This window comes from Oceanobacter antarcticus, assembly GCF_044962685.1.
GTDB lineage: Bacteria > Pseudomonadota > Gammaproteobacteria > Pseudomonadales > Oceanobacteraceae > Oceanobacter > Oceanobacter antarcticus.
In genome coordinates, this window is the sequence record NZ_JBBKTX010000015.1 from 16,027 (window position 1) to 41,132 (window position 25,106).

Consider the following 25,106-nt stretch of genomic DNA (forward strand, 5'->3'; position numbering starts at 1 on the left):
TAGTCCGGGCAAATCGTAACACTCAGAGTAATGGCAAGCCCAATCACCTGCGAACGCCGTACCTCTGAATCAGCATCCCAACTTCCGAGAATCAATGTCCCATGATCAGTGACTACCATCTCACTCACCTGAAGCAACTGGAGGCGGAGAGCATCCATATCATCCGTGAGGTTGCCGCAGAATTTGACAACCCGGTAATGATGTATTCCATCGGCAAAGACTCGTCTGTCATGTTGCATCTGGCACGCAAGGCCTTTTATCCAGGTAAACCTCCTTTCCCGCTGTTACACGTGGATACCACCTGGAAATTTCGTGAAATGATCGAGTTCCGGGACAAGGTCGCCAAGGACGTCGGTATGGATATGATTGTTCATATCAATCAGGACGGTGTTGATCAGGGGATTGGCCCCTTCACCCACGGTTCATCCAAGCACACCGATGTGATGAAAACGGCAGGTCTGAAGCAGGCACTGGATAAGTACGGCTTTGATGCTGCCTTTGGTGGTGCCCGTCGCGACGAAGAAAAATCCCGCGCCAAGGAACGGGTCTATTCCTTCCGCGACAGCAAGCATCGCTGGGATCCGAAAAACCAGCGCCCGGAGCTGTGGAACATCTACAACGGCAAGGTCAACAAGGGTGAAAGCATCCGTGTGTTCCCGCTCTCCAACTGGACTGAGCTGGACATCTGGCAATATATCTATCTCGAAAAGATCGACCTCGTTCCTCTGTACTTTTCCGACAAGCGCCCGGTGGTTGAACGCGACGGCATGCTGATCATGGTCGATGACGAACGAATGCCGTTAAAAGAAGGTGAAGTACCAGAACTGAAATCCGTGCGTTTCCGGACCCTGGGTTGTTACCCGCTGACCGGCGCGGTGGAATCCGAAGCCACCACCCTGCCAGAAATTATTCAGGAAATGCTGCTGACCACCACATCCGAACGTCAGGGCCGTGCCATCGACCACGATTCATCCGGTTCGATGGAAAAGAAAAAACAAGAGGGGTATTTCTAAATGTCTCACCAGTCCGATCTGATTGCTTCCGACATTCTGGAATACCTGGAGCAGCACGAAAACAAGGAAATGATGCGTTTCCTGACCTGCGGTAACGTCGATGACGGCAAATCCACCCTGATTGGCCGCTTGCTGTACGATTCCAAAATGATCTATGAAGACCAGCTGGCGTCAGTCACCAAAGACAGCGCCAAGGTGGGAACCACGGGTGGCCGCCCGGATCTGGCGTTACTGGTTGATGGCCTGGCCGCAGAGCGCGAACAGGGTATTACCATCGACGTCGCCTACCGCTACTTCAGTACCGCCAAGCGCAAGTTTATTATTGCGGACACCCCGGGGCACGAACAATACACCCGCAATATGGCCACGGGAGCTTCGACCTGTGACCTGGCTATCATTCTGATTGATGCCCGTTACGGTGTTCAGACCCAGACCAAACGTCACAGTTTTATTGCCTCGTTGCTGGGCATCAAGCACGTAGTGGTTGCTATCAACAAGATGGATCTGATGGACTTCGATCAGGCGCGTTTTGAACAGATTCGCAATGACTATCTGAGCTTCGCAACAAACCTGAATATCGGCGACATCCACTGCGTGCCTATTTCTGCACTGGATGGTGACAACGTGGTTGATCGCTCCAGCCGCTCGCCCTGGTACGACGGCCAGACGCTGATGGAGATTCTGGAAACCGTTGAGATTGCCGCCGACAAGAACCTCGACAACTTCCGTTTGCCAGTACAGTACGTTAACCGTCCGAACCTCGACTTCCGTGGCTTTTGCGGCACCATCTCTGCGGGCGTGGTCAAGCCTGGCGATACCATCATGGCACTGCCCTCCCAGAAAACCAGCAAGGTCGACCGCATCGTCACTTGGGATGGCGACCAGGACAAAGCCTTTGTTGGCCAGTCCATCACGCTGACGCTGGAAGACGAAATCGACATCAGCCGTGGTGATGTGATCGTCAAAATCGACGACCAGCCCATCGTCGGCAATCGCTTTAATGCCGATATCGTCTGGATGACCGAGAAGTCGATGATTCCAGGCCGTCCGTACGACCTGAAATTTGCCACCGGTGCCAGTGCTGGCACCATCAGCAAGGTTCACCATCTGGTCGACGTCAACACCATGGAGCAGCACGAAGCGGACGAGGTCAAACTCAACGAAATCGCATTGGTTGAAGTCAGCCTCGATAAGGCCGTGCCATTCGATGCCTATGCCAAGGTACACGGCACCGGCTGCTTTATCGTGATTGACCGCCTGACCAACGTCACCATCGGTGCTGGTATGATTGTTGGTGAAGCCATCGGCTCAGGCAGCCTGGAAGCAGTCAGCGCCGACGAAAAAGCCCGTCGTTTTAACCAGAAGCCTGCAGTCGTCGCCATCAATGCGGTGAATGCCGAAGCGCTGGTATGTGGCCTTGATCGCCGTCTGTTTGAAATGGGTCGCCTTGCCGCCATCGGCGCTGCCAAGACCGCCCAAGTTCTGAAAGACGCTGGTCTGGTAGCGCTGGTTGCCGGTGGTGCTGACGGTGCCGATATCAGCATTGCCGCTGATGGACACAGCATCGACACCCTGATCGCGGAACTGCAAGAGCAAGGCATCATCTGAGGATGTCATGCCCTTGCGGGCAGTCATAACCGGCTCTGCAACGGCCCTCGGTACCTTGGTCTTGGTACATTATTGATTGTTGCAGAGCACAAAAAAAGCGGCTATCACAAGCCGCTTTTTTGATAATATTTTTTATAGTGTTGGTGGCTTTGTTGCCAGAAGCCTACCGACAGTTAGAAGCCTACCGACAGTGACGCACCGTAATACACACCGGAGATATCCAGGTCGGTTTCAATATCAGTATCGTCCGGATCCGTTTTCAGCGTCATTTGGCGATAACCCGCTTCCAGACCAAGATCAACCACCGGAATAGGCAAGGTATATCCCAGGCCATAGCTGACATCCGATAGTTTATTGTCGCCATAACCCACGTAGTTAATATCCGCACTGGCATAAACACCAAAAGGCGTATCGATTTTCAGCTCGCCGTAAACCATCGGCAAGACAAAATCCAGATCAACCTGTTCGGTCTGGGTACTGCTCTTTACTTCGGCATAGCCATCAAACTGACGACCGCTCAAACCGAAATTGATATCAACAAACGGAATAGGTAATGGCAAGCCCCAGTACAGGGTCAGGTCGGTATGGCTCAAGTCAACGGTACTGTCTGTAGCACCGGTAAATGTCTGATCATTAAAGTTAACGGCAACACTGCCACTACCACTGACTTCCAGATTGGTCTGCTTGATTTTAACATTGGGAATAAAGGGTACTGGATGTTCAAAAAAAACGGTGATTTGCTGACCGTTTTCCTTATCCAGATTCAACCCATCCTCTTCGACCGATACATCGGTATCAATCTGACCAGTGGGTTCAGCATTCCAGATACTGCCCTTGGCACCAACAGTAAACAAAAGATCAGCTTGTGCTGACAAGGGAGCCAGTGCCACCAGTGCAACTGCAATTACGGTCTTTTTCATTGGTATCTTCCCGTTCCAATTCTGATTAGAGAACATCGTGTAAACAAACCTGTGGACGTTAGTTTGCCCGCAAAACATCAGAATGCCAATGTTATGTGTCGGCCGTCTGACAAGGCCAGAAATACATAACACTCACGGGTCACAGTGAGTGCCATCTCACCGCACTGTCGTCATGTTCACTCACAAAGGCCAACGGCCAGATACAAAAACAGGCCTTGCGGCCTGTTTTTGTCAAACCTGAGTATCACCACGTATCAAAAAGTAATACCAATACGACGACCCACTTCTTCATATCCTTCAACGACATTACCCAGACCCTGACGGAAGCGATCCTTGTCGAGCTTTTCACGGGTTTCCTTGTCCCACAAACGGCAACCATCTGGAGAAAACTCATCCCCAAGCAGCACTTCCCCCTTGTACAAGCCAAATTCCAGCTTGTAGTCGACCAGAATCAGCCCACCCTCATCAAACATGGCCTTGAGCACCTTGTTCACGGCAAAGGTCAGTTCTTTCATACGATCCAGGTGAGCTTCTTCAGCCCAGCCAAAGGAGCGAACATGGTATTCGTTCACCATCGGGTCGCCCAGCGCATCGTTTTTGAGAAACAGTTCAAACGTGACCGGATCCAGCTCAATACCTTCATCAACGCCCAGCCGACGGCACAAACTGCCAGATGAGACGTTACGCACGACGCATTCCAGCGGAATCATATCCAGGCGCTTCACCAACGACTCGGTATCCGACAACAGCGACTCAAAGTGCGTAGGAATACCGGCGTCTTCCAGCTTGGTCATAATGAACGCATTAAACTTGTTGTTCACCATACCTTTGCGATCCAGCTGCTCGACCTTTTTGCCATCAAAAGCGGACGTGTCGTTGCGGAATTCCAGCACCATCCGATCCTGATCATCTGTGCTGTACACCGATTTGGCTTTACCCGAGTAAAGCAGTTCGCGTTTTTCCATGGGAATCTCCGCCATTAAACAATAAATAATTAAGCATCGTCTCTTTGAGGGATAACACCGTAACCCAGCAAACGAAACGCGTTGAGCCGCACCAGCGGAACCGGCAGACGCTAGAATTCACACCAGTCAGCAACCTGATCCTGCGCTAACAAATGCACCGGCCTAGACGTCGAACCAAATGCCAGTGCTAATGCTTGCCCAACCAGATCAGGGTGATTGTTTTTTTCACTAATATGGCCTGCCGTGAGGTATTGCACACCAGGCCAGTCTATACGCCGTATCAACTCCGCACATTGAGCATTACTCAGATGCCCATAAGGCCCGGCAACGCGAGCTTGCAAGCCAGGAGGATACGGTCCCTTGCGTAACATTTCAGGGTCATGATTCGCTTCCAACTGCAAGCCATGACAACCCTGATAAGCAGCAATAACATGAGGCGTCAGGCTACCAAGATCAGACAGCACTCCTACCCGCAGGCCCGCTGCTTCCACCACAAACTGTAATGGTTCCCGTGCATCATGAGGCACAGTAACGGCAGCAACCGACATGCCGGCAACACGCGTAAGGTCTCCACCCGTCAGTGAACGCCAGCGAGCATGCTCCGTCCAATCCATCTTTATCGCTGTTCCCTGAGAGCAATACAGGGGAATATCCAGTGCTTCACACAAGGCCAGCGCACCTTTGGCATGATCGCCATGCTCGTGAGTAACCAGTACCGCTTCCAGCTGTCCGGCATCGGCTCTGGCCAATTCAAGACGCTGCAGTAGCGTTTTACGGCTAAAGCCACAGTCGATCAACAGGCTTCTGCCCTGGTGCTCCAGCAGTGTTGCATTCCCCTTGCTGCCACTGCCCAGGGATACGTATCTCACCGCTCCAGCTGTTGTTTGATCGTATTCAGCACGGGCAAGGCATAGTCATCTGCTGCCAGCTTGTCGATATCTTCCAGCAAGGACAGATAAACGCCATTACGAGCGCGATTCATCTTCAGCAAATAATTGCTGGCGATCACTTCCGGTTCAGAATCCCACAATCGCGCCCACCAACTGCGTTCAGAATCCAGCTGTCGACGACTGATTTCCAGATAAAATGTTCCAACGCTGCGATTGAGATCGGTCATCTTCAGATCCGAGGCGGTAATCGCTTCTGTCACCGCCGCCCAGGCATAAGCAAAGTTACCATCCAGCCGCAGAATCTGGCTGCCGGAACCGTCTTTTTCAATACGGGGATTGAGATCAAGCGAACGGTATTCGTTTAACGATGCCGTGTGCTCGGCAGGATCATCATTGTCACTGATCACCAGTGCCTGCGGCACTGGCAATTCAAAATTACCCGGTGCTGCAGGAATCACGTCCAACTCAGGAATGGGCAAGGCATCCCGGCTCGCCAATGGCTGGCCATCCAGTGTCGTGGCTTCCTCGCCCGGTTTCCCGGTCAGATAGTCATCTGCCCGATCGCGAAAACGATCGCCAAATATCGTACTACAGCCGCTGACGGCGACGACAAGCATTACCAGCAAATACTTCATGAGATCAAATTAACCCCAGTGCGGTCAGTGCTAGCTCAACCTTGGGTGCATAACGGCGATCCATTTCAACCAGCGGCAAACGAATGCCCGATTCCATTCGCCCCATACGAGTCAGAGCCCACTTCACCGGAACAGGGTTGGCTTCACAGAACATGGCACCATGCAGCGACATCAGGCTGCTTTGCAAGGCACGTGCTTCCTCGGCCTTGCCATCCAGCGCCAGCATACATAACTCATGCATCAATTTGGGAGCAACGTTGGCAGTCACTGAAATATTGCCTTTACCACCGGCCAGAATCAGTTCATGAGCCGTCGGGTCATCACCGGAATAGACCGCCATGCGATCCCCCACCAGCTCAATAATCTTGCGCGCCCGGTCGATATCACCGGTTGCTTCTTTAATGGCAACAATCTGCTCAACATCCGCCAACGCCGCCACCGTTTCAGGCAGCATGTCACAGCCAGTACGGCCAGGGACGTTATACAGCCACTGCGGAATATCAACCGCTGCGGCAATGGCCTCGTAATGTTTGATCAAGCCACGCTGAGGCGGCTTGTTGTAATAAGGGGTAACCAGCAGACAGGCATCCGCACCGAGGTTTTTGGCTTCCTGCGTCAGCTCAATCGCTTCGGTCGTACTGTTGGCACCAGTACCGGCAATCACCGGGCGACGGCCGTTAACCAGCTTCACAACCCGATCAATCACCGCACAGTGCTCACTGGTATTCAGCGTTGCTGACTCCCCTGTCGTGCCAACAGGGAGAATGGCATCGGTGCCCTGCTTAATGTGGAATTCCACCAGGCCATCAAGAGCTTCCCAATCGAGAGAGCCGTCTGAATGCATTGGCGTAACCAGTGCCACAATACTGCCGGTGATCATGAATGTGTACTCCACAAAACAAACTTTCCCTGCTGTTTATGAAGAAACGCAGGGACCAAAAAAAACAAGAGCGCAATACTACTGGTGCGGCGTTAGAGAGACAAGAGAGTCAAGCCGCTTGCGGACGATTAGCAAGGGCCAGCGATCATCCACTGGCGTTATTCTCCTCGCCAGCCTCTGGTGCTACTCCTGTATGTCCAGGCCATGACTGGATCACCGCCTTGAGCAAAGTTGCCAGGGGAATCGCAAAAAATACCCCCCAAAAACCCCATAGACCACCAAACACCAATACCGCCACAATAATCGCAACCGGGTGAAGGTTGACCACTTCGGAAAACAACAGCGGTACCAGTACGTTGCCATCCAGTGCCTGAATAATGCCGTAGACCGCCATCAGATAAAAAAAGTCGTTACTCCAACCCCACTGCATATAGGCCACCAGAGCAATGGGAACCGTAATCACCGCAGCGCCGATGTAGGGTACCAGCACCGACAGCCCGACACCGATGGCCAGCAAAGCCGCGTAATTCAGTCCTAACAACAAAAACGCGACATAAGTCGCCCCGCCAACAATTACAATTTCAACCGCCTTGCCACGAATGTAATTGGCAATCTGCAAATCCATCTCAACCCAGACTTCGTTGAGTAATGAGCGCTGCCGAGGTAAAAAACCCAGACACCAGGATAAAATAGCATCCGCATCCTTTAACAGGAAAAATACCAGGATCGGCACCAGCACACAGTAGATCAACATCGCCATGACAAGAGTGATACCGGAAATCGAAAAACTCAGCGCCCACTGCCCTATCGAAGCCAGCTCTTCTCGTGCCTGTTGTACCCAGTCCTGCACCTGAGCAGTGGTAATCAGGTCGGGATACTGTTCCGGCAGCAACATCAGCAACGCTTGTCCCTTACTGGCCATACGCGGCAGCTCATAAAAAAACTGCGACAACTGCGCCCAAGAAGCAGGCAGGATAAACAACAACAAGGTCAGCATGACCCCGACAAACATAATAAACACAACCACCGTAGCGGTAAGATGGCCTACCCCGCGGCGCTTGAGAAACTGCATACTTCCCTGCAGCAAGTAAGCCACCACCACTGCGGTTAAAAAAGGCGCCAGCACATTGCCCATAAAACCAATAACCAGCAAAAAGACGCCGATCAACACCAGCAACAGCAACGCCTCTTCATTGGACAGATAGCGATCAATCCAGCGCCGGAAGACATTGATCATCCTTTAACTCCCTTGATAATCCAGTAGTGATATTCATCCCCGTTGCGGGCTGTTGACAAGAGCCGATGTTCAGACAATTCGATATAGCGCGGAATATCCCGCCACGAACCCGCATCACAGGCGCGCACCATCAAGACTTCTCCAGCCGCCAGAGTTTTTAGTGCCAGCTTGGTTTTAAGCAACGGCAAGGGACAACTTAATGCCGTAGCATCAAGCAATTGATTATAATCATTCGGGTTAGACACACATTCCGCCATTTGCCACACTGCGAACCAAAAGGGATCTGGATGATCTCAGACACATGGGCCAATAAGCAATCGTCCGACTGCACGCCAAAAGCCGGAAGAACATGCCCATGGACTTTCCATTGATGCCAGGACTCAGGACACTCCGTTTGAAATCCCGTAAAACCCTGCTCGCCAGTACCCTGCTGTTTTGTTTCAGCACCAGCACTTATGCCGCCAGTAATGAGCTGCCGTCACTGGGTGACGCGGCCTCATCGATTGTTTCCCTGCAAGAGGAACACGAACTGGGCAGAACCTGGTTACGTCAGTTACGCGCCCACGCCCGTACCATAGATGATCCCCTGATGATCGAGTTTATCGAAAGCCTGGTCTTTCGGATGATTCCTCACAGCGGCGCGCCACAGCAGGATTTCGATTTTGTTGTCATAGACAAAAAAGAACTTAACGCGTTCGCCGTACCTGGTGGCGTCATTGGCATCAACATGGGGCTTTTGCTCTACACCCGTGACGAAGATGAAATAGCAGCGGTACTTGCCCACGAACTGGCTCACCTGAGCCAGCGTCACTTCGCGCGTCAAATAGAGCGTGCGGAACAACAGCAACCCATCGCCATTGCCACTCTATTGGCCTCTATTCTCCTGATTGCGACCAATAATGCTGATGCCGGATTTGCCGGCCTGATGGCAGGTCAGGCGGCATCCATTCAGTCACAACTGGCCTATAGCCGAGACTGGGAGCGAGAAGCCGACCGCATCGGCATCAACACTCTGGCCGAGTCCGGCTTCGACCCGCAAGCCATGCCATCCATGTTTAACCAGATGATGGCAGCCAGCCGCATTGGCGACAAGCCGCCCGAATTCTTGCTCACCCACCCACTGACACTCAGCCGGGTATCTGACGCCGCCGCCCGTGCAGAAGGCTACACTTCGCAGCCTCGGCATCTGAGCTTTGACTTCGCCATACTTAAAAATCGCGCCCGTATTCGTTATCAACTCACCGAAGCAACGATAACCGACACTTTTATACGCGAAGCCGAAGCAACCGATAATTCAGCACTGACCCGCAACGCCGCTCACTACACTCTGGCCGAACAGGCCTTGCAACAACAAGATACCAAAACAGCCCTCCAGCAACTGAAGCAACTGGGCGAAAGCTACCAGCAGTCACCGGCATCTCTGGCACTGCTGGCTAAAATCCTGACGGCAACACATCAGGCCGAGCAGGCGCTGGAAATGCTCACCATGGCGTTGACCTATCATCCCGGCAGTTATTTGCTGATCAGTACCCGAGCCAACGTGCTGGCGGATCTTGGCCGTCCCGAAGAGGCCGTCAATAGTTTGCGCCCCTTGACCGAACAGCGACCAACAACACCCGGACTCTGGTTCCAGTTGAGTCAACTGGCCGCCAAAGCCAACAATAGCGTGCTCGCCTACCGAGCCAATGCTGAATATCTGTTTTTTAGCGGGGAGTCTGCCAAAGCCAGCCGACAAATGGATTTAGCCATCGCCGCCGCCGCCAAACAGAAAGATTTTCAACGCCAGGAGGCGCTGAAAGAACGACTAAAACAAATGGCTGCCAGCCGCAAACAACTGGAGTAGAGTGCCTCTAAAAATGTCGCGAGCGATTTTTGATCGCTGTCATTTATAGAGGTGCCCAGTAGGTAACCAGCTCAATGCCAGCAACCTGTTAGGCCTTAAAGTCCAGCATGCGCTGCAAGCTGCGAATCGCCCCGACCCGAAGTGGCTCAGCCACAAAAATTTCCTGACTGCCATCATCCAAGACACTGGCAATATTACGCAGGCCATTCATCGCCATCCAGGGGCAGTGAGCACAGCTGCGACAAGTTGCGCCGTTACCCGAAGTCGGCGCCTCAACCAATAATTTGTCAGGCACGGCCTGCTGCATCTTGTAGAAAATAGCCTTATCAGTCGCAACAATCAGCACCGGATTAGGCAACTCCACCGCCGCCTTGATCAATTGACTGGTAGAACCCACGGCATCGGCCAACTCAATCACAGAATGGGGGGATTCCGGGTGTACCAAGATCGCAGCATCCGGATAAACCAGCCGCAAGTCCTGCAACCCTTTAGCCTTGAATTCATCGTGAACAATACACTCGCTGTCCCAGAGAATCATATCCGCACCGGTTTGTCGGCGCACATAATCCCCGAGATGACGATCAGGTGCCCAGATCAGCTTTTCACCCTTGCCGTGTAAATAACTAACAACATCCAGAGCAATACTGGAGGTCACAACCCAATCGGCACGGGCCTTTACTGCCGCTGACGTATTGGCATACACCACAACCGTACGATCCGGGTGTTGGTCACAAAAAGCGGTAAATTCATCCACAGGGCAGCCGAGATCCAATGAACAAGTAGCTTCCAAGGTCGGCATCAACACCCGTTTTTCAGGGCTGAGTACCTTGGCAGTCTCCCCCATGAAACGTACCCCAGCAACAACCAACGTACTGGCCGGATGATTAGCACCAAAACGAGCCATTTCAAGGGAGTCAGAAACGCAACCTCCGGTTTCTTCCGCCAAAGCCTGGATTGTTGGATCGGTATAATAATGGGCAACAAGAACAGCGTCTTCACGCTTCAGTAGCAAACGGATTTGCTCTCTGTAATGAGCGATCTGATCAGCATCAAGCGGCGCTTCGGGAGCTGCCCAGAAATCCTGGACAATATGTCGTTGTTCTTGTTCAGCTGCCTGGGACATAGGATTCTCGGATACCAGTCGGAGTACAAACAGGGCCAAGTGTAACACAGCAGAAATGCAGGCAATGGGCCACTGCGTTTGAGTAAATCGCCAATAAAAAAGGGAGAAAGCAAAGCTTTCTCCCTTTTCAGGAATTGGTGGGTCGTGCTGGATTCGAACCAGCGACCAATTGGTTAAAAGCCAACTGCTCTACCAGCTGAGCTAACGACCCGATACCTTCGCATTGTACTGATCAGGTATAAATTGTCAACCTTTTCAGTAAGTTACCCCACTTTAAATTTAACGATTGAAGAAACTCTGGCACAGGCTTCATTCATTCTCAGTTCATTATTGCCTGGGGCAACTACAAGCTGACGCCGAATTTTAAGTGGTGGGTCGTGCTGGATTCGAACCAGCGACCAATTGGTTAAAAGCCAACTGCTCTACCAGCTGAGCTAACGACCCGAAGGAGGCGCATATAATACTTATATTTATCGACGTGACAAGTCTTTTTGATGAATATTTACTTTGTCGACGCCATTTTTTTCAAATATGCCTCGGCCTGACGTACCGTTCCGGGAGAAGAGGTTGCATAACGCTCCCTGATCGTCTCCAGCCAATGCCGGGCCGCTTCGACATCCCCCGACTTGTGCAAGGTTACCGCATACTTGTAAGTCGCATCGGCTGCTTTGCCGTGATCAGGAAAATGATCGATCACTGTACGAAAACTTTCCAGTGCCGACGGGTATTCTCCCCGCACCAGATACACCTCGCCATTCCAGTACCAGGCATTCGCCACCAGAGCATCCTCAGGATACTGTTTGACAAAATTGCCGAACACCTGATTAGCCTGTTCGAACTGCTTGTCTCGCACCAGAGTCATTGCCTGGTTATAAGCGTCCTGAGCAGACGCCCGTGGCGTTTCAGAGAGCGATACCGGTTTTTTATCAACCTCTGTCGTCAAATAAACGATTCGCCGATCCAAATCCAGATAACGATTATCTCCATCCCGCTTCAGCTGGCGTAATTCATTACCCTGCTGTTCAATTTGCCCACGCAGTTCAGCGATTTCCTGCTGCATTTGTTCAACCTGCATCAACAACTCGTTGACCAGTTCCGGAGAAGTATCCGTAGGAGAGTCATTCAGGGAAGAGGGGGGATATGCAGGCTGGGAAACGGAAGCAGTTGATGCCGCAGGAGCTGCCACAGGGGCAGCTCCTACTGAAACCCACTCCTCCGCTTGTACGCTAACACCCAGTGTCAGAGCACAAAGGAAGTACAGTGATTTCATTAACGGCTCTGGTATTTCACTTCAACACGACGGTTCTTGGCCCAGCTGGATTCGCTGTGACCCATAACAACCGGGCGTTCTTCGCCAAAGCTGACGACTTCCAGCTGGCTGGCACTGGCACCATTTGCCAACAGGAAACGACGCACAGCCATAGCACGACGCTCACCCAGGGCCAGGTTGTACTCTACGGTACCGCGTTCGTCAGCATGACCTTCCAGAACAACACGGGCAGAGCTGTTGGCAGCCAGGTAGGCAGCGTGAACTTTCAAGGCAGCCTTGCTATCACTCTTGATCGTGCTCTGATCGAAATCAAAGTAGAACACAGTCTGCTCAAGCAGTGCTGCTTCGGCTTCCGTCATCCGGGATTCCAGAGACTCACCACTGACGGCAGAAGTATCAACCGCAGTAGTGCTGGTTTCCTCAACCGCCTCTGTTACTTCAGTGGTAACTTCTTCGGCCTTGGTTACAGTCTCGCTGGACTCGCCTTCATTGATTTCACCAGTGCTTGAACATGCAGCGACCAGCAGTGCGCCCAGAGTCAAACCCAAAGCCTTGTACAATGCATTTATTTGCATAACTGTCTTCCCACTCCACTTGATGATTTTAGTTTTTTAAAAAATCGGTGACCACGCAGGTTCTCTGACGTCGCCATATTTCGACGGTAATCGAAATTTAACTTCACCATCCACAGACACTGCGGCCAATATGCTGCGATCTGCTTCACTGGCTGCATAAATTACCATACTTCCATTAGGTGCAACACTGGGCGACTCATCAAGGTCGGTCTCTGTTGTCAGAATATGAACTTGTCCCGAATCCAGATCCTGGGAAGCAATATGGAAGTTCTCGCCCTCACGATGTACGTAAATCAGTTTTCTGCCGTCATCCGTGACTCTGGCTCGGGCATTATAATTCCCTTCATATGTCAGTCGCTTGACGGCTTTGTTACTGGCGTCCAGTTGATATATCTGCGGCCCGCCGGCGCGATTGGATGTAAATACCAGGTGGCGATTATCCGCCATCCACTGGGGTTCGGTGTCAATCGCATAATGAGTGGTCAATCGTTCAATCTTGCGGCTGCCCAGGTCCATCACATAAATATCAGGATTGCCAAGGCTCGATCGAACAAATGCCAGTCGGGTACCATCCGGTGAAAACGCCGGCGCACTGGTTGAGCCCTCCATCTTGAGCACCAGTTCTCGCTTACCGGTTGCCAGCTCCTGGAAATAAATGGCACTGCGACCACTTTCGAACGATACGTAAGCAACCGTCTTACCATCCGGCGCCCAAGCAGGAGAGATAATCGGATCCTTGGAAGTAAAAATAAGCTGCTCTCTGGCACCGTCAGCGTCGGCATAATTCAGATTAAAACGACTGCGCTCGCGATTGGTCGTCACATAGATAAGCCGGGTGGAAAACACGCCCGGAATACCCGTCAATTTTTCAAACACATAATCGCTGATATAATGAGCGATATCCCGTAACTGGTTTGCCTTACCTTTAACTCGGTGGCGCAATAACTCTACTTTCTGGTGGACATCCAGAACATGGAATTCCATTGTATATCCGCTTTCATCCATTGAAATACGGCCAATTACGACAAAATCCTGGCGCAAATTGCGCCAGTCACTATAAGCGACCGCCTCAAGAGTGGTTGGCTGACTGATCATATTGGCAACAGGCAATACCTTGAAATAGCCGCTGCTGCCCAGATCATTGGCGACGATACCGCTGATGTCTTCCGGCAACGCCCCCGCACCACTCCACTCAAAAGGCACCACTGCCACAGGAATAGCCGATTGTTTCCCCTGGGTAACCTCGATAACTAACTCGGCCTGTGCCAACCCTGCGAGCATAAACAGCACCAGTGCGCTGATCCATTGTTTTACCACGTTGCATTCTCCGGTCTGAAAACCATGGTGAGTGTTCGGAAACTGCGTTCAAATACATGAACGTCTTTGGGAACCGGCAGCGGTGATGCCTTTAGTACTGCTTGCTCAACCGAACGATCCAGCGCCGTATTGCCGCTGCCCTTGATAACGACAACGCTGATCACTTCTCCGGTCGGCACCAGATTAATACGCACCGTCACTTGCTGCTCCGGTTTGACCGCTGGCGGATAAAGCCAGCTGCGTTCTACTTTCTCTCTGAGTTGGGTAACAAAATCGGCTTCCAGCTCTGCTTCGACTTTGGCACGGCGCTCATTTTCTTGCCGTTGCTGCATTTCCTGAGCAGCCTGTTCGGTTGCCAGCTGCTCCATCAATTGCTGCTCATCCGCACGTGACTGCTGCTCACGGAGAGCATCAGCAGCGGCTTTTTCTTTCGCAGCCTTTGCTGCTTTTGCTTCAGCATCTATTTTTGCCCTGGCGGCGGCCTCTGCTTGCTGCTCTTGTAGTTGCTGTGCTTTTTCCTGCCTGATCTTGTCAGCTTGCTGCTGTTGTTTTAATGCCAGCGCGTCTGCTTCACGCTGTTTTTTTGCTTTGTCTGCCGCTTGTTTTTTCTTTAGCTCAGCTTCTGCCTGCTGCTTGCGGCGCTGGGCGTCCTGCAACGCCTGCTGCTGTTTTTTATCCTGTTGCTGCTGGCGTTGCTGCACCGCACGGTTTTCTGTCTCGACGACATTGGCAATAATATGTTTGGGTACGGGTGGACGAATATGACGAGTATCGTCTGGCAATTCCAGCAGGAACAAACCGGCCACGACCCCGTGCAACACAACAGCCAACACGACAGGCAAGGGGTAAGATGAAGGTTTGAACCACTGCTTCACTCGGTCACTTCCGGATCAGGAGATTCCGTAATCAAACCCACATCGGCGATACCTGCCACTTGCAAACCACCCATTAGCCGAACAACCTTGCCATAAGCAACCCGTTCATCGCCCCGGATCATCACACGGGTAGTGGGTACCTCGGCTTTTACCTTGGTAATGTAATCCTGCACCTGAATCAGCGTCATGGCAGCGGGCTGATCATCATCACGCTCGATAAAATACACGCCTTGCTGGTTAACCGAGACAATGATGGTGTTGTCGTCGGGTTCAATTTCGACAGGGGCTGAATCAACCCGAGGCAAATTAACCTGGACACTTTGCACCAGCATGGGGGCCGTCACCATAAAAATGACCAACAGCACCAGCATCACATCGATGTAAGGCACGACATTGATTTCTGCGATAGGACGTCGTTTCGCGGCAGGGGGCTGCATTGGCTCCATTATTTTTCTCCGCTTGCCGCAGGCTTGGCCCCTTGTTTCAAGCGTAATGCCTGACGATACAGCAACGAGGAAAATTCATCGGCAAAGGTGTGCATACCAGTGGTCAGATGATCGACCCGCGAGGCAAAACGATTGTAGAAAATAACCGCCGGAATCGCCGCTAACAACCCCATCGCCGTGGCGACCAACGCTTCGGAAATACCCGGTGCAACCGTAGCAATTGTCGCCTGCTTGACCGATGCCAGGCCGTGGAACGCACTCATAATACCCCACACCGTACCAAACAGGCCGATATACGGACTGGTGGAGCCGACGGTGGCCAGCATCGGCAGATGCGCATCCAATGCTTCCGATTCACGGGTAATGGCAATCCGCATGGCACGCTGACAGCCTTGGATCATAGCATCCGGGTCGTGGGTATTCTGCTGACGCATTTTGCCAAATTCCTTCAGACCAGCCATAAATACGTTTTCGATCATGCTGGTGGTCTCTTGCGCCTGACATTCCCGATACAGATCGTTGAGGTCAACACCAGACCAGAAACGATCCTCAAAATCCAGCAACTGGGCGCGACTGGACGATAACAATCGGCTGCGCTGAAAAATCACTACCCAACTGCCGACCGATGCGGCTAACAGCAGCAGCATTACCAATTGCACAACGATACTGGCACTGGCAACCAGGCTGAAAATGGACATGGATTCGTTCACTGCTACTCCCTGACATCCGTTAGTTTAGCGACTGCTGGATTGATGATCCTGCAGTCTGGTTGTAATGATTGGTGGTAAGGCCACTGGCCTGCCTTCGATATTCATGGCGGCCACAACGACCCCTGCCTCAACCAACAGCTCATGGTCACCAGACTGGTTGATACGACTGACCTGATGCGACATATGTAAACGGGCCTTGCCAACGTTATCGACCTGAACCGAGACATTCAGTTCATCGTCCAGCCTGGCAGGCTTGCGGTATTTGACCTCAACGGCGGTAACCACAAACAGGATGCCCTGCTGTCGTAATACTTCCTGACCAATAGCCATTGCCCGCAGCCATTCGGTACGGGCACGCTCCATATAACGCAGATAATTGGCGTAGTAGACAATGCCGCCAGCATCCGTGTCTTCAATGTAAATACGCACAGGCCAATCAAACCGGGTCATCTTGTTGTCCAAATCGTGTCGGCAGTTGCAAACCAAAATGCAGATATGCCAGCCGAGTCGCCATGCGACCGCGTGGCGTGCGGGTAATATAGCCTTGCTGCATCAGATAGGGTTCCAACACATCTTCAATGGTATCCCGCTCCTCGCCTATCGATGCCGCGAGGCTGTCGACACCGGCCGGGCCGCCGTCGTACTTTTCCATCAGGGTCAGTAACAGGCGGCGATCCATGTGGTCGAACCCTTGGGCATCAACATTCAACATATTCAATGCGGCATCCGCACACGCCAGATCCACCGTACCGTCACCCTTCACCTGGGCGTAATCCCGTACCCGGCGTAATAACCGATTGGCAATCCGTGGAGTGCCTCTGGCACGACGGGCAATCTCACGCGCACCCGCACTGTCAACCTCTAACCCCAATAACAACCCGGAGCGACTGACGATATAGCTGAGGTCGTCCTCATTATAAAATTCCAGCCGCTGGACGATTCCAAACCGATCCCGCAGTGGCGAGGTCAACAAACCTGCCCGAGTCGTCGCGCCCACCAGCGTAAAAGGAGGCAATTCAATCTTGATGGAACGGGCAGCCGGCCCCTCCCCTACCATAATATCGAGCTGATAGTCTTCCATCGCCGGATAAAGCACTTCTTCTACCGCCGGATTCAAGCGATGAATCTCATCAATAAACAGTACATCTCCGGCTTCGAGATTGGTTAACATTGCTGCCAGATCACCGGCTTTTTCCAATACTGGCCCGGAGGTTGACTTGATCGCAGCCCCCATTTCAACCGCGATAATATTGGCCAGGGTGGTTTTTCCCAACCCTGGCGGACCAAACACCAGAGTATGATCAAGTGCTTCATTACGGGCACGGGCAGCGCCAATAAATATTTCCATCTGCTCCCGTACAACCGGCTGACCAATATAGTCTTCGAGTGTTTTGGGACGGATGGCCCGATCCTGATGTTCTTCCCCCGGAGCAGAGACGGGGCTGATAAAACGATCCGTTTCTATCATGTGTTACCCAGACTGTTTTTAAGCGCCAGACGAATCAGCTCTTCAGAGGTCGAGGCCTGATCAGCGATTTTATTTAACATCCGGGCCGCCTCTGTTGGCTTGTATCCCAGAGATACCAGCGCCGACTCAGCCTCCAGCAGTACTTGATCTGCGGAAGCCTGCTCAGCATGATCGGCGGCTTGCCACAGAGGCGCTGGTGTCTGCCATTCTTTCAGCCGATCGCGCATTTCCACAACCAGGCGTTCCGCCGTTTTTTTACCAACGCCAGGCAGTCGAGTCAGGGCAGTAATATCTTCATTATGAACACACATTGCGAACGCGTTCACATCCATGCCAGACAAGATGGCCAGTGCCAGCTTGGGGCCAACGCCGCTGACCTTGATCAGGGTACGGAACAGCGAACGCTGGCTTTTATCACTAAAGCCATACAGCTGATGGGCATCTTCCCGGATCGCCAAATGGGTATATAAAACGGCGGATTCACCAATACGGCCAAGCACCGCAAAAGTTGTCAGTGGCGCCTGAACCTCATAACCAACGCCATTGACATCAATCAGCAAATCCGGGGCGGATTTTTCGAGCACAATGCCCTGTAAACGACCAATCATAGCGGTACCTGCGCGGAAAACGGCCTAGACTACCAGCAAAGCCAAGCACTGCTCAACAGTCCTGCCAAAGCCCCGGCGGGGTCAACCCGGAAAGTTGAGAGGACGCCCTCTGCGGCTGCCGCGCGCACCGGCCTGGGCGACCAGACTGGCGGCGGTAAACGCATGGCAAAGTGCGATGGCCAACGCATCGGCGGCATCGGCCTGAGGACGCCCAGGAAGTTTTAATAATGTCTGAACCATGTGCTGGACTTGTTCTTTCTCGGCCCCCCCCGTACCAGTCACCGCCATTTTGATGGCTCGTGGTGCGTATTCAGCCACCGGTAATTGCTGCAGCGCCGCCGCCACCATGGCCACACCACGAGCCTGACCGAGTTTCAGTGCCGAAGCCGCATTTTTACCCATAAATACCTGCTCGATTGCAAACTGCTGTGGCGACCAGGTTTCAATCAATTCGTTAACGGAAGTAAAAATGGTCTGCAGCCGCTGCGGCATCTCGCCGTCATCACACCGAATACAGCCACTGGTGATGTACTCCACCCGCTGGCCAATCGCGTTAATCACACCAAAACCGGTCACACGGGAACCGGGGTCTATACCCAATATAATTGCCAAACCAGCTCCTAACGGGGGTTAGCCGGATTATAAAATTGCCAAACACCACCAGAGTCGCTGCTACTGACCCGCATCGATTGCCACTCCTCCGGCAACGTCAACACCATACAGGGAGACGTCATGACCTGCGCCACCGCCATGCCTTGCTGTGGTTGTTGTTCATGAAAGCGAATCAGAACCACACCATCCATCATTTCACTTTGATCAAGCATCACCTGGTAACCTGGCGTTGGGCGCTGACCCAGAGCAATCACTACCTGACTGCCATCATCCTTCAGTGTGACTCCGGCCGGCATCCCGCAATGAAGACTGTGCTCGGCACGACTACTGCCAAGATCAACAACTGAACCGGCGACTGATGCACAGGCACCCAATAACAACGTGGCAACGATAGCCAGTAGCCGACACGAATTCGCCAGCCATTGATTTTCCGTGCTTGGATTCATAACAATTTCCTCCAGATCCCTTGTGACCGGTAACGCAACATTAATACGTCACGACAACATCCCGATGATTATCATACAGACACAAAAGATAACATGCGGAACCAGCTCCCATAAAAAAAGCGGCCCCTTCAGGCCGCCAGTCGGATTGACGCTCAAATAGCTTACGCCATTGTTACCATTTAATACCGTTAGTGCCGTGCACTGAATCCGAGAGTCGACTCTCCATCATCCTGATAAACCACATCCGCCACAATGGTATCTCCGGGCATAAATTTGCCTGAGAGAATATCTTGCGCCAACGGGTTTTCAATCCAGCGCTGAATCGCACGCTTTAGAGGACGAGCACCAAATACTGGATCATAACCAATATCCACCAGCTTGGTGATGGCGGTATCACTGAGCTCCAGCGCCAGATCACGCTCGCTCAAGCGATCACGCAACAGTTGCAGCTGAATATCGGCAATGCCACGGATCTGATCTTTCATGAGTGGATGGAACACCACCGCCTCGTCAATACGGTTGATAAATTCCGGCCGGAAGTGGTTACCAACGATTTCCATGACCGCATCCCGCATGCCTTCATAAGGTTGGTCGGCGAACAGGGTCTGAATCACATCAGATCCCAGGTTCGAGGTCATCACCAACACAGTATTCTTGAAATTAACCCGGCGCCCATGACCATCGGTCAGCTGGCCATCATCCAGTACTTGCAACAAGATATTAAAGACATCCGGATGCGCCTTCTCGACTTCGTCGAGCAAGATTACCGAGTAGGGCTTGCGCCGCACCGCTTCGGTTAGATGACCACCTTCTTCATAACCCACATAGCCAGGAGGTGCACCGATCAGGCGGGAGACGGAGTGCTTCTCCATATATTCCGACATATCGATGCGCACCATGGCGTCCTTGCTATCAAACAGAAAGGTTGCCAGTGCCTTGCACAACTCGGTCTTGCCCACCCCGGTAGGGCCAAGAAACAGGAAAGAGCCATTGGGGCGATTCGGATCAGACAGACCGGCACGGGAACGACGTACGGCATTGGCAACCGCCTTGATAGCCTGATCCTGACCGACGACCGATTCGTGCAGGACGTCTTCCATACGCAGCAGTTTTTCCCGCTCCCCTTCCAGCATCCGGTTCACCGGAACACCAGTCCAGCGCGAAACCACTTCGGCGATTTCGTCTTCCGTCACTTTATTGCGCAGCAGGGTAAACTCTTGTGAGCCATTAGCTTCGGCTTCGTTGGCACTGGCTAGCTGTTTTTCCAACTCTGGAATACGGCCATATTGCAGCTCCGACATACGTTGTAAATCACCGCTACGACGAGCAGCATCCAGCTCAATCCGTGCCTGCTCCAGTAACTCCTTGGATTTTGATGCCCCTTCCAGCAAGGATTTTTCCTGTTTCCAGACATCTTCCAGCTCGACATAGGCACGACCGGATTTATTGATTTCTTCATTCAGGTCGCTCAAGCGTTTTTTCGCCGCTTCGTCCTTTTCTTTACGCAGAGCCTCGCGTTCAATCTTGAGCTGAATCAGGCGACGTTCCAGTTTGTCCATTTCCTGGGGCTTGGAATCGATTTCCATTCGAATCACCGATGCGGCCTCATCAATCAGGTCAATCGCCTTGTCGGGTAATTGCCGATCGGCAATGTAACGGGTCGATAGTTTTGCCGCAGCGATAATGGCACTGTCGGTAATTTGTACGCCGTGATGAACCTCGTAGCGTTCTTTGAGACCACGTAAAATCGCGATGGTATCTTCAACGGAAGGCTCATCCACCAGAATCTTCTGGAAGCGGCGCTCCAGGGCAGCGTCCTTTTCGATAAATTCCCGATATTCATCCAGCGTGGTCGCTCCCACACAATGCAGCTCACCACGAGCCAGCGCTGGCTTGAGCATATTGCCAGCATCCATTGAGCCTTCGCCCTTGCCAGCCCCCACCATGGTATGTAACTCATCGATAAAGAGTACGATGCGGCCTTCTTCCTTGGCGACATCTTTCAATACGCCTTTCAACCGTTCCTCAAACTCACCCCGATACTTGGCACCCGCCACCAGCGCGCCCATATCCAACGACAAAATGCGCTTGTTCTTGAGGGTATCCGGTACTTCACCATTCACAATACGCTGCGCCAGACCTTCCACCACGGCGGTTTTACCGACGCCAGGAGCACCAATTAATACCGGATTGTTTTTGGTTCGGCGCTGCAATACCTGAATAGTGCGGCGAATTTCGTCATCACGACCAATCACCGGATCCAGCTTGCCCGCTTCTGCCCGTTCGGTCAGGTCGATACAGTATTTTTCCAGCCCTTGACGGCTGTCCTCGGCATTGGCGTCACGCACGGACTCACCACCTCGCATATCTTCAATCGCTTTGCTGACCTTGTCCTTATCGAGACCCGCCGCCTTCAGCGCATTACCAGCAGCACCCTTGTCTTCCAACGCCACCAGCAAGAAAATTTCGCTGGAGACGTATTGATCACCCTGCTTCTGAGCGGCTTTTTCAGTGAGGTTCAACAACCGCCCCAGCTCCGGTGAAATCTGGATTTGCCCGTCAGGGTTGCTTACCCGTGGCTGATCCAACAACACCCTTTGTAAAGCCTGCTCCAACTGCGGCACATTACTGCCGACACGACGAATGACATCCTTGATTGAACTATTGGCCTGCTGTAGCAATGCCAGTAACAAATGGACAGTGTCTATCTGATTGTGATCCTGGCCCAGCGCCAGGCTTTGGCTTTCTGCCAATGCGTTTTGCAAACTGGTAGTTAAACGATCCATACGCATACTGAGTTTCTCCTCTGGAAATACCGGCAAACACCAGCCCAACCAGGCAGGCACTCGCAACTGTTGTACTAATTAATCACTACCACCTAAATGGCGACTGAATGAATAAATTTCAAGTAGTAAAGGATAAAACCAAGAAAATCTAATAGTTACTTTATTGATCCTGAGCAATATTCATCGCCGAACCGTATACTGCCCACATAGCAACAATCGCGGTCGGTGCAAATAAACGATACTCCTGCACTCCACGTCCAATATTGAGTCATTTCAAGTAATTTAAAGGAATTTCACCACCGTGAGTCGCGAACTGCGTATCGGAGCACTGTATTTGCTCGTTGGAGAAGCCCTGCTGGCCATTATGGGCGCGTTAATCAAACACCTGTCAGAAGACCTTTCCACCGAGCAAGTGGTGTTTTTCCGCAATCTGCTTGGGCTGATTGTGCTGGCACCACTGATTCTCAATACCGGCATTGGCAGTCTGAAGACTCAAGTCTGGCACTGGCACCTGATGCGCGGCCTTGTCGGTGTTGCTGCGATGTACTGTTATTTCTGGGCACTGGGCAATATGCCCCTGACAGAAGCCTTTCTTGTCAAACTGTCGAGCCCCTTTTTCATGCCGTTACTGGCCTGGTGGTGGTTAAAAGAACCTGCGGGCAAATTTAGCTGGCTGGCACTGCTGATCGGATTTTCCGGCGTTGCTGTTATCTTGCGGCCGGGTGCCGACAGTGCCTTTACCTTTGCGGCACTGATCGGTCTGTTGGGGGCCGCGCTGGCAGCGCTGGCCAAAGTCACCATCCGCCGAATGTCGGTGACGGAATCCAGCCAACGGATCGTTTTCTATTTTGGCCTGATCGCCAGTCTGGTATCCCTGCCAGCCGCACTGCTGAATTGGCACCCGGTTCCCACCGATGCCTGGTTATGGCTCGCAGCTATGGGCGTCGTCGCCACGACGGGTCAGCTGGCATTGACCAAGGCTTACCGCACAGCACCGACGGGTAAGGTCGGCGTCTATGTTTACAGCGCCGTTATTTATGGGGCCTTGATGGGTTGGTGGTTCTGGGATGAAATTCCCGGCTGGACAACCGCAGCAGGCGCAACCTTGATTATCCTCGCCGGGGTGGTCAATCTCTGGCAACCCCGTCGCCGTAGCACTCCCAATGCCAGCGACGGCGTAACGCCGCAGGATAATGGCCTGTAAACGACCCTGCGATAATCAGCCAACAGGATGTTAATGGCCGCCAGAATGCACTGATTCGCTGACAAACTGCCTGGCAGGTGTCGAATGAGTGTCAATTCGACACAAAAGACACCGGAAGCAAGCTGATTATTTCCTCAGGATTAACTATACTGCGGCACTAATCTGGTTTTCGGCAAGAATCGTATCCATGTCCCGAATAGACACTCTGCAAACATTTGTTTCTGTTGTTCGCGCTCGCAATTTTACCTCTGCCGCCGACTCGCTTGGCGTCACACCGTCAGCCGTCAGCAAGCAAATCAGTGGCCTGGAAGAACGACTGGGGGTGCGACTACTGAATCGCACCACCCGCTCCGTTAGCCCAACCGAAGCGGGACAGATGTTCTATCAGCATTGTGAGAACATTCTGGAGTCCATCTCTGAAGCCGAAAAACTGGTCACCGATTTTGATGTGACGCCACGCGGACGTTTGCGAATCACCGCAATGTCCAATTTTGGCCGCCGCGAACTTGCCCGGATGTTTAATGATTTTTCAGAAAAATACCCGGATATCAGTTTCGATCTGCATATCTCCGACCGACCGCTGGATATCGTTAAAGAAGGCTACGACTTTGCCTTGCGTATCGGCACACTGGAAGATTCCCGCCTGATCGCCAAGCCAGTTGCACGCCAGAACATCGTGGTTTGTGCTTCCCCAAAGTACCTCAAGGTCTGGGGCACACCCACCTCGCTGGAACATCTCAACCGTCACCGTATCCTGATGGTCACCAATGCCGAATTTGCTCGAATCAACTGGTTGCGCCAGTTCGAAAAGGATCATGGCTTCACCTTGTCCAGCGTCGAACGCAAGCTGTCGGTCAACGATATCGATATGGTGTACGAAGCCTGCCTGGCGGGTATGGGGATTACCGCAATACCCACGTATATTGCCGACCATCACTTGCAGAATGGTGAACTCGTACGCTTGTTCAGTGACGTCGAAATTCCGGTCAGGACGATCAAGGTCGTTTTTCCGCAAAACCGCTACCTGGCGACCAAAAGTCGTGCCTTTCTCGATTTTATCACCGAATACTTTGACGACCTCGGTATCAGCAGTGACGAGTCCTGAGGACTCGTTTTTTCTTGCTGACGCTATCCTGCGGCGGAACAACGCTCAATAAAGACCGCCGGTACCCGAGCCAGCTTGCGTTCCTCATAGTCAAAAAACACGATGCCAGTCTTTGCTTCAGCCACTAATTTTCCTTGCGCCTGATTGCTGACGCGATAGATAAAATCACAGCCATACTTGTTGAAATCCGTCACCCCGACTTCAAACGTCAGTACATCACCAACAAAGGATTCTGCCCGAAAACTGACTATCAGATCCGTCACCATAATACCAAAGCCCTCAATATTGAGTTCGGCAAAATCAAACTGGCGTAAATAACGCAAACGCGCCTCGTGCAATAGCGTCACCATACGGTCATTGCCCAGGTGATTACCGTAATTGATTTCCGATATCCGCACATCGAGATCCACCGAAAACTCAAACGTCTGCGGTAATTCAAGCGTTACTCTGGCCATACTGACTCCTGCTCGTAGTGTTCGAAAACGTCCCGCTACAGACTGCAGCGAAATCGCTCAAATGCCCGGCTTTCCAGTATCAATAGCCGCAGACAAGGAATTATTTTTATTCCTT

26 protein-coding genes and 2 tRNA genes are annotated in these 25,106 nt (G+C 52.3%); 5 read left to right on the forward strand and 23 right to left on the reverse strand.

Going from position 1 to position 25,106, the window contains the following annotated elements; translation table 11 throughout:
- The first annotated feature begins 74 nt into the window (after positions 1 to 74).
- The gene (gene cysD / locus WG929_RS12750) at positions 75 to 1,013 is read left to right on the forward strand and encodes a sulfate adenylyltransferase subunit CysD (protein WP_416206411.1); all 939 of its coding nucleotides are present in this window, start codon (positions 75 to 77) and stop codon (positions 1,011 to 1,013) included.
- Positions 1,014 to 2,621, forward strand: a complete 1,608-nt coding sequence (gene cysN / locus WG929_RS12755; protein ID WP_416206329.1) for a sulfate adenylyltransferase subunit CysN — start codon at positions 1,014 to 1,016, stop codon at positions 2,619 to 2,621. It begins immediately after the preceding gene.
- A gap of 173 nt (positions 2,622 to 2,794) precedes the next feature.
- On the opposite strand, the gene WG929_RS12760 is transcribed toward cysN, so the two are convergent.
- The 7 genes from WG929_RS12760 to WG929_RS12790 form a co-directional block, all read right to left on the reverse strand.
- The gene (locus tag WG929_RS12760) at positions 2,795 to 3,541 is read right to left on the reverse strand and encodes a TIGR04219 family outer membrane beta-barrel protein (RefSeq protein WP_416206330.1); all 747 of its coding nucleotides are present in this window, start codon (positions 3,539 to 3,541) and stop codon (positions 2,795 to 2,797) included.
- A 254-nt stretch (positions 3,542 to 3,795) separates the two neighbouring features.
- Entirely contained in the window at positions 3,796 to 4,506 is a 711-nt protein-coding gene (gene purC / locus WG929_RS12765) for a phosphoribosylaminoimidazolesuccinocarboxamide synthase (RefSeq protein ID WP_416206331.1), read from the reverse strand.
- A gap of 110 nt (positions 4,507 to 4,616) precedes the next feature.
- Entirely contained in the window at positions 4,617 to 5,375 is a 759-nt protein-coding gene (locus tag WG929_RS12770; RefSeq protein WP_416206332.1) for an MBL fold metallo-hydrolase, read from the reverse strand.
- Positions 5,372 to 6,031: an NlpB/DapX family lipoprotein gene (bamC, locus tag WG929_RS12775; protein ID WP_416206333.1), complete on the reverse strand. Its 660-nt coding sequence runs from the start codon at positions 6,029 to 6,031 to the stop codon at positions 5,372 to 5,374. Before bamC ends, WG929_RS12770 begins: the two co-directional genes overlap by 4 nt.
- 4 nt (positions 6,032 to 6,035) lie before the next feature.
- A complete protein-coding gene (dapA, locus tag WG929_RS12780) occupies positions 6,036 to 6,911 on the reverse strand; it encodes a 4-hydroxy-tetrahydrodipicolinate synthase (RefSeq protein WP_369854801.1) in 876 nt (291 codons plus the stop codon).
- A gap of 145 nt (positions 6,912 to 7,056) precedes the next feature.
- The gene (locus WG929_RS12785; protein WP_416206334.1) at positions 7,057 to 8,148 is read right to left on the reverse strand and encodes an AI-2E family transporter; all 1,092 of its coding nucleotides are present in this window, start codon (positions 8,146 to 8,148) and stop codon (positions 7,057 to 7,059) included.
- Positions 8,145 to 8,393, reverse strand: coding sequence for a sulfurtransferase TusA family protein (locus tag WG929_RS12790; protein ID WP_416206335.1), 249 nt, complete (start codon positions 8,391 to 8,393; stop codon positions 8,145 to 8,147). Before WG929_RS12790 ends, WG929_RS12785 begins: the two co-directional genes overlap by 4 nt.
- A gap of 149 nt (positions 8,394 to 8,542) precedes the next feature.
- On the opposite strand from WG929_RS12790, the gene WG929_RS12795 reads away from it, so the two are divergent.
- Positions 8,543 to 9,991, forward strand: coding sequence for a M48 family metalloprotease (locus tag WG929_RS12795; RefSeq protein WP_416206336.1), 1,449 nt, complete (start codon positions 8,543 to 8,545; stop codon positions 9,989 to 9,991).
- An 88-nt stretch (positions 9,992 to 10,079) separates the two neighbouring features.
- On the opposite strand, the gene nadA is transcribed toward WG929_RS12795, so the two are convergent.
- From nadA to clpB, 15 genes are all read right to left on the reverse strand, one after another.
- The gene (nadA, locus tag WG929_RS12800; protein WP_369854805.1) at positions 10,080 to 11,114 is read right to left on the reverse strand and encodes a quinolinate synthase NadA; all 1,035 of its coding nucleotides are present in this window, start codon (positions 11,112 to 11,114) and stop codon (positions 10,080 to 10,082) included.
- 135 nt (positions 11,115 to 11,249) lie between these two features.
- Positions 11,250 to 11,325 (reverse strand) — tRNA-Lys (locus WG929_RS12805).
- Positions 11,326 to 11,482: 157 nt separating this feature from the next.
- Positions 11,483 to 11,558, reverse strand: a tRNA-Lys gene (locus WG929_RS12810).
- Positions 11,559 to 11,616: 58 nt separating this feature from the next.
- Positions 11,617 to 12,300, reverse strand: coding sequence for a tol-pal system protein YbgF (gene ybgF, locus WG929_RS12815; RefSeq protein WP_416206337.1), 684 nt, complete (start codon positions 12,298 to 12,300; stop codon positions 11,617 to 11,619).
- Positions 12,301 to 12,383: 83 nt separating this feature from the next.
- Positions 12,384 to 12,959 carry a peptidoglycan-associated lipoprotein Pal gene (pal, locus tag WG929_RS12820; RefSeq protein WP_369854807.1) on the reverse strand — a complete coding sequence of 192 codons (576 nt, stop codon included), beginning with the start codon at positions 12,957 to 12,959 and terminating at the stop codon, positions 12,384 to 12,386.
- A 36-nt stretch (positions 12,960 to 12,995) separates the two neighbouring features.
- Positions 12,996 to 14,276, reverse strand: coding sequence for a Tol-Pal system beta propeller repeat protein TolB (tolB, locus tag WG929_RS12825; RefSeq protein WP_416206338.1), 1,281 nt, complete (start codon positions 14,274 to 14,276; stop codon positions 12,996 to 12,998).
- Positions 14,270 to 15,151: a cell envelope integrity protein TolA gene (tolA, locus tag WG929_RS12830; RefSeq protein ID WP_416206339.1), complete on the reverse strand. Its 882-nt coding sequence runs from the start codon at positions 15,149 to 15,151 to the stop codon at positions 14,270 to 14,272. Before tolA ends, tolB begins: the two co-directional genes overlap by 7 nt.
- Positions 15,148 to 15,597 carry a protein TolR gene (gene tolR, locus WG929_RS12835; protein ID WP_416206340.1) on the reverse strand — a complete coding sequence of 150 codons (450 nt, stop codon included), beginning with the start codon at positions 15,595 to 15,597 and terminating at the stop codon, positions 15,148 to 15,150. Before tolR ends, tolA begins: the two co-directional genes overlap by 4 nt.
- Entirely contained in the window at positions 15,597 to 16,307 is a 711-nt protein-coding gene (tolQ, locus tag WG929_RS12840) for a protein TolQ (RefSeq protein ID WP_416206341.1), read from the reverse strand. The genes tolR and tolQ overlap by 1 nt, the downstream gene beginning before the upstream one ends.
- A 24-nt stretch (positions 16,308 to 16,331) precedes the next feature.
- A complete protein-coding gene (gene ybgC, locus WG929_RS12845; protein WP_416206342.1) occupies positions 16,332 to 16,757 on the reverse strand; it encodes a tol-pal system-associated acyl-CoA thioesterase in 426 nt (141 codons plus the stop codon).
- Positions 16,744 to 17,775 carry a Holliday junction branch migration DNA helicase RuvB gene (gene ruvB / locus WG929_RS12850; protein WP_369854813.1) on the reverse strand — a complete coding sequence of 344 codons (1,032 nt, stop codon included), beginning with the start codon at positions 17,773 to 17,775 and terminating at the stop codon, positions 16,744 to 16,746. The genes ybgC and ruvB overlap by 14 nt, the downstream gene beginning before the upstream one ends.
- Positions 17,772 to 18,383 carry a Holliday junction branch migration protein RuvA gene (gene ruvA, locus WG929_RS12855; RefSeq protein WP_416206343.1) on the reverse strand — a complete coding sequence of 204 codons (612 nt, stop codon included), beginning with the start codon at positions 18,381 to 18,383 and terminating at the stop codon, positions 17,772 to 17,774. The genes ruvB and ruvA overlap by 4 nt, the downstream gene beginning before the upstream one ends.
- Positions 18,384 to 18,464: 81 nt before the next feature.
- Positions 18,465 to 18,995, reverse strand: a complete 531-nt coding sequence (gene ruvC / locus WG929_RS12860; RefSeq protein WP_416206344.1) for a crossover junction endodeoxyribonuclease RuvC — start codon at positions 18,993 to 18,995, stop codon at positions 18,465 to 18,467.
- Positions 18,996 to 19,003: 8 nt separating this feature from the next.
- Entirely contained in the window at positions 19,004 to 19,441 is a 438-nt protein-coding gene (locus WG929_RS12865; protein WP_416206345.1) for a protease complex subunit PrcB family protein, read from the reverse strand.
- A 188-nt stretch (positions 19,442 to 19,629) separates the two neighbouring features.
- On the reverse strand, positions 19,630 to 22,233 hold the full coding sequence (gene clpB, locus WG929_RS12870; RefSeq protein ID WP_416206346.1) for an ATP-dependent chaperone ClpB: 2,604 nt from the start codon (positions 22,231 to 22,233) through the stop codon (positions 19,630 to 19,632).
- A 295-nt stretch (positions 22,234 to 22,528) separates the two neighbouring features.
- Here clpB and WG929_RS12875 point away from each other — a divergent pair, with 295 nt between their 5' ends.
- Together WG929_RS12875 and WG929_RS12880 are read left to right on the forward strand one after the other, a co-directional pair.
- On the forward strand, positions 22,529 to 23,431 hold the full coding sequence (locus WG929_RS12875) for a DMT family transporter (RefSeq protein WP_369854818.1): 903 nt from the start codon (positions 22,529 to 22,531) through the stop codon (positions 23,429 to 23,431).
- Positions 23,432 to 23,618: 187 nt separating this feature from the next.
- Positions 23,619 to 24,536 (forward strand): LysR family transcriptional regulator, encoded by a 918-nt coding sequence (locus tag WG929_RS12880; RefSeq protein WP_416206347.1) that lies wholly within the window; start codon positions 23,619 to 23,621, stop codon positions 24,534 to 24,536.
- A 23-nt stretch (positions 24,537 to 24,559) separates the two neighbouring features.
- Here the strand turns inward: WG929_RS12880 and WG929_RS12885 are convergent, their stop codons facing one another.
- Positions 24,560 to 24,991, reverse strand: a complete 432-nt coding sequence (locus WG929_RS12885) for an acyl-CoA thioesterase (protein ID WP_416206348.1) — start codon at positions 24,989 to 24,991, stop codon at positions 24,560 to 24,562.
- Positions 24,992 to 25,106 lie beyond the last annotated feature (115 nt).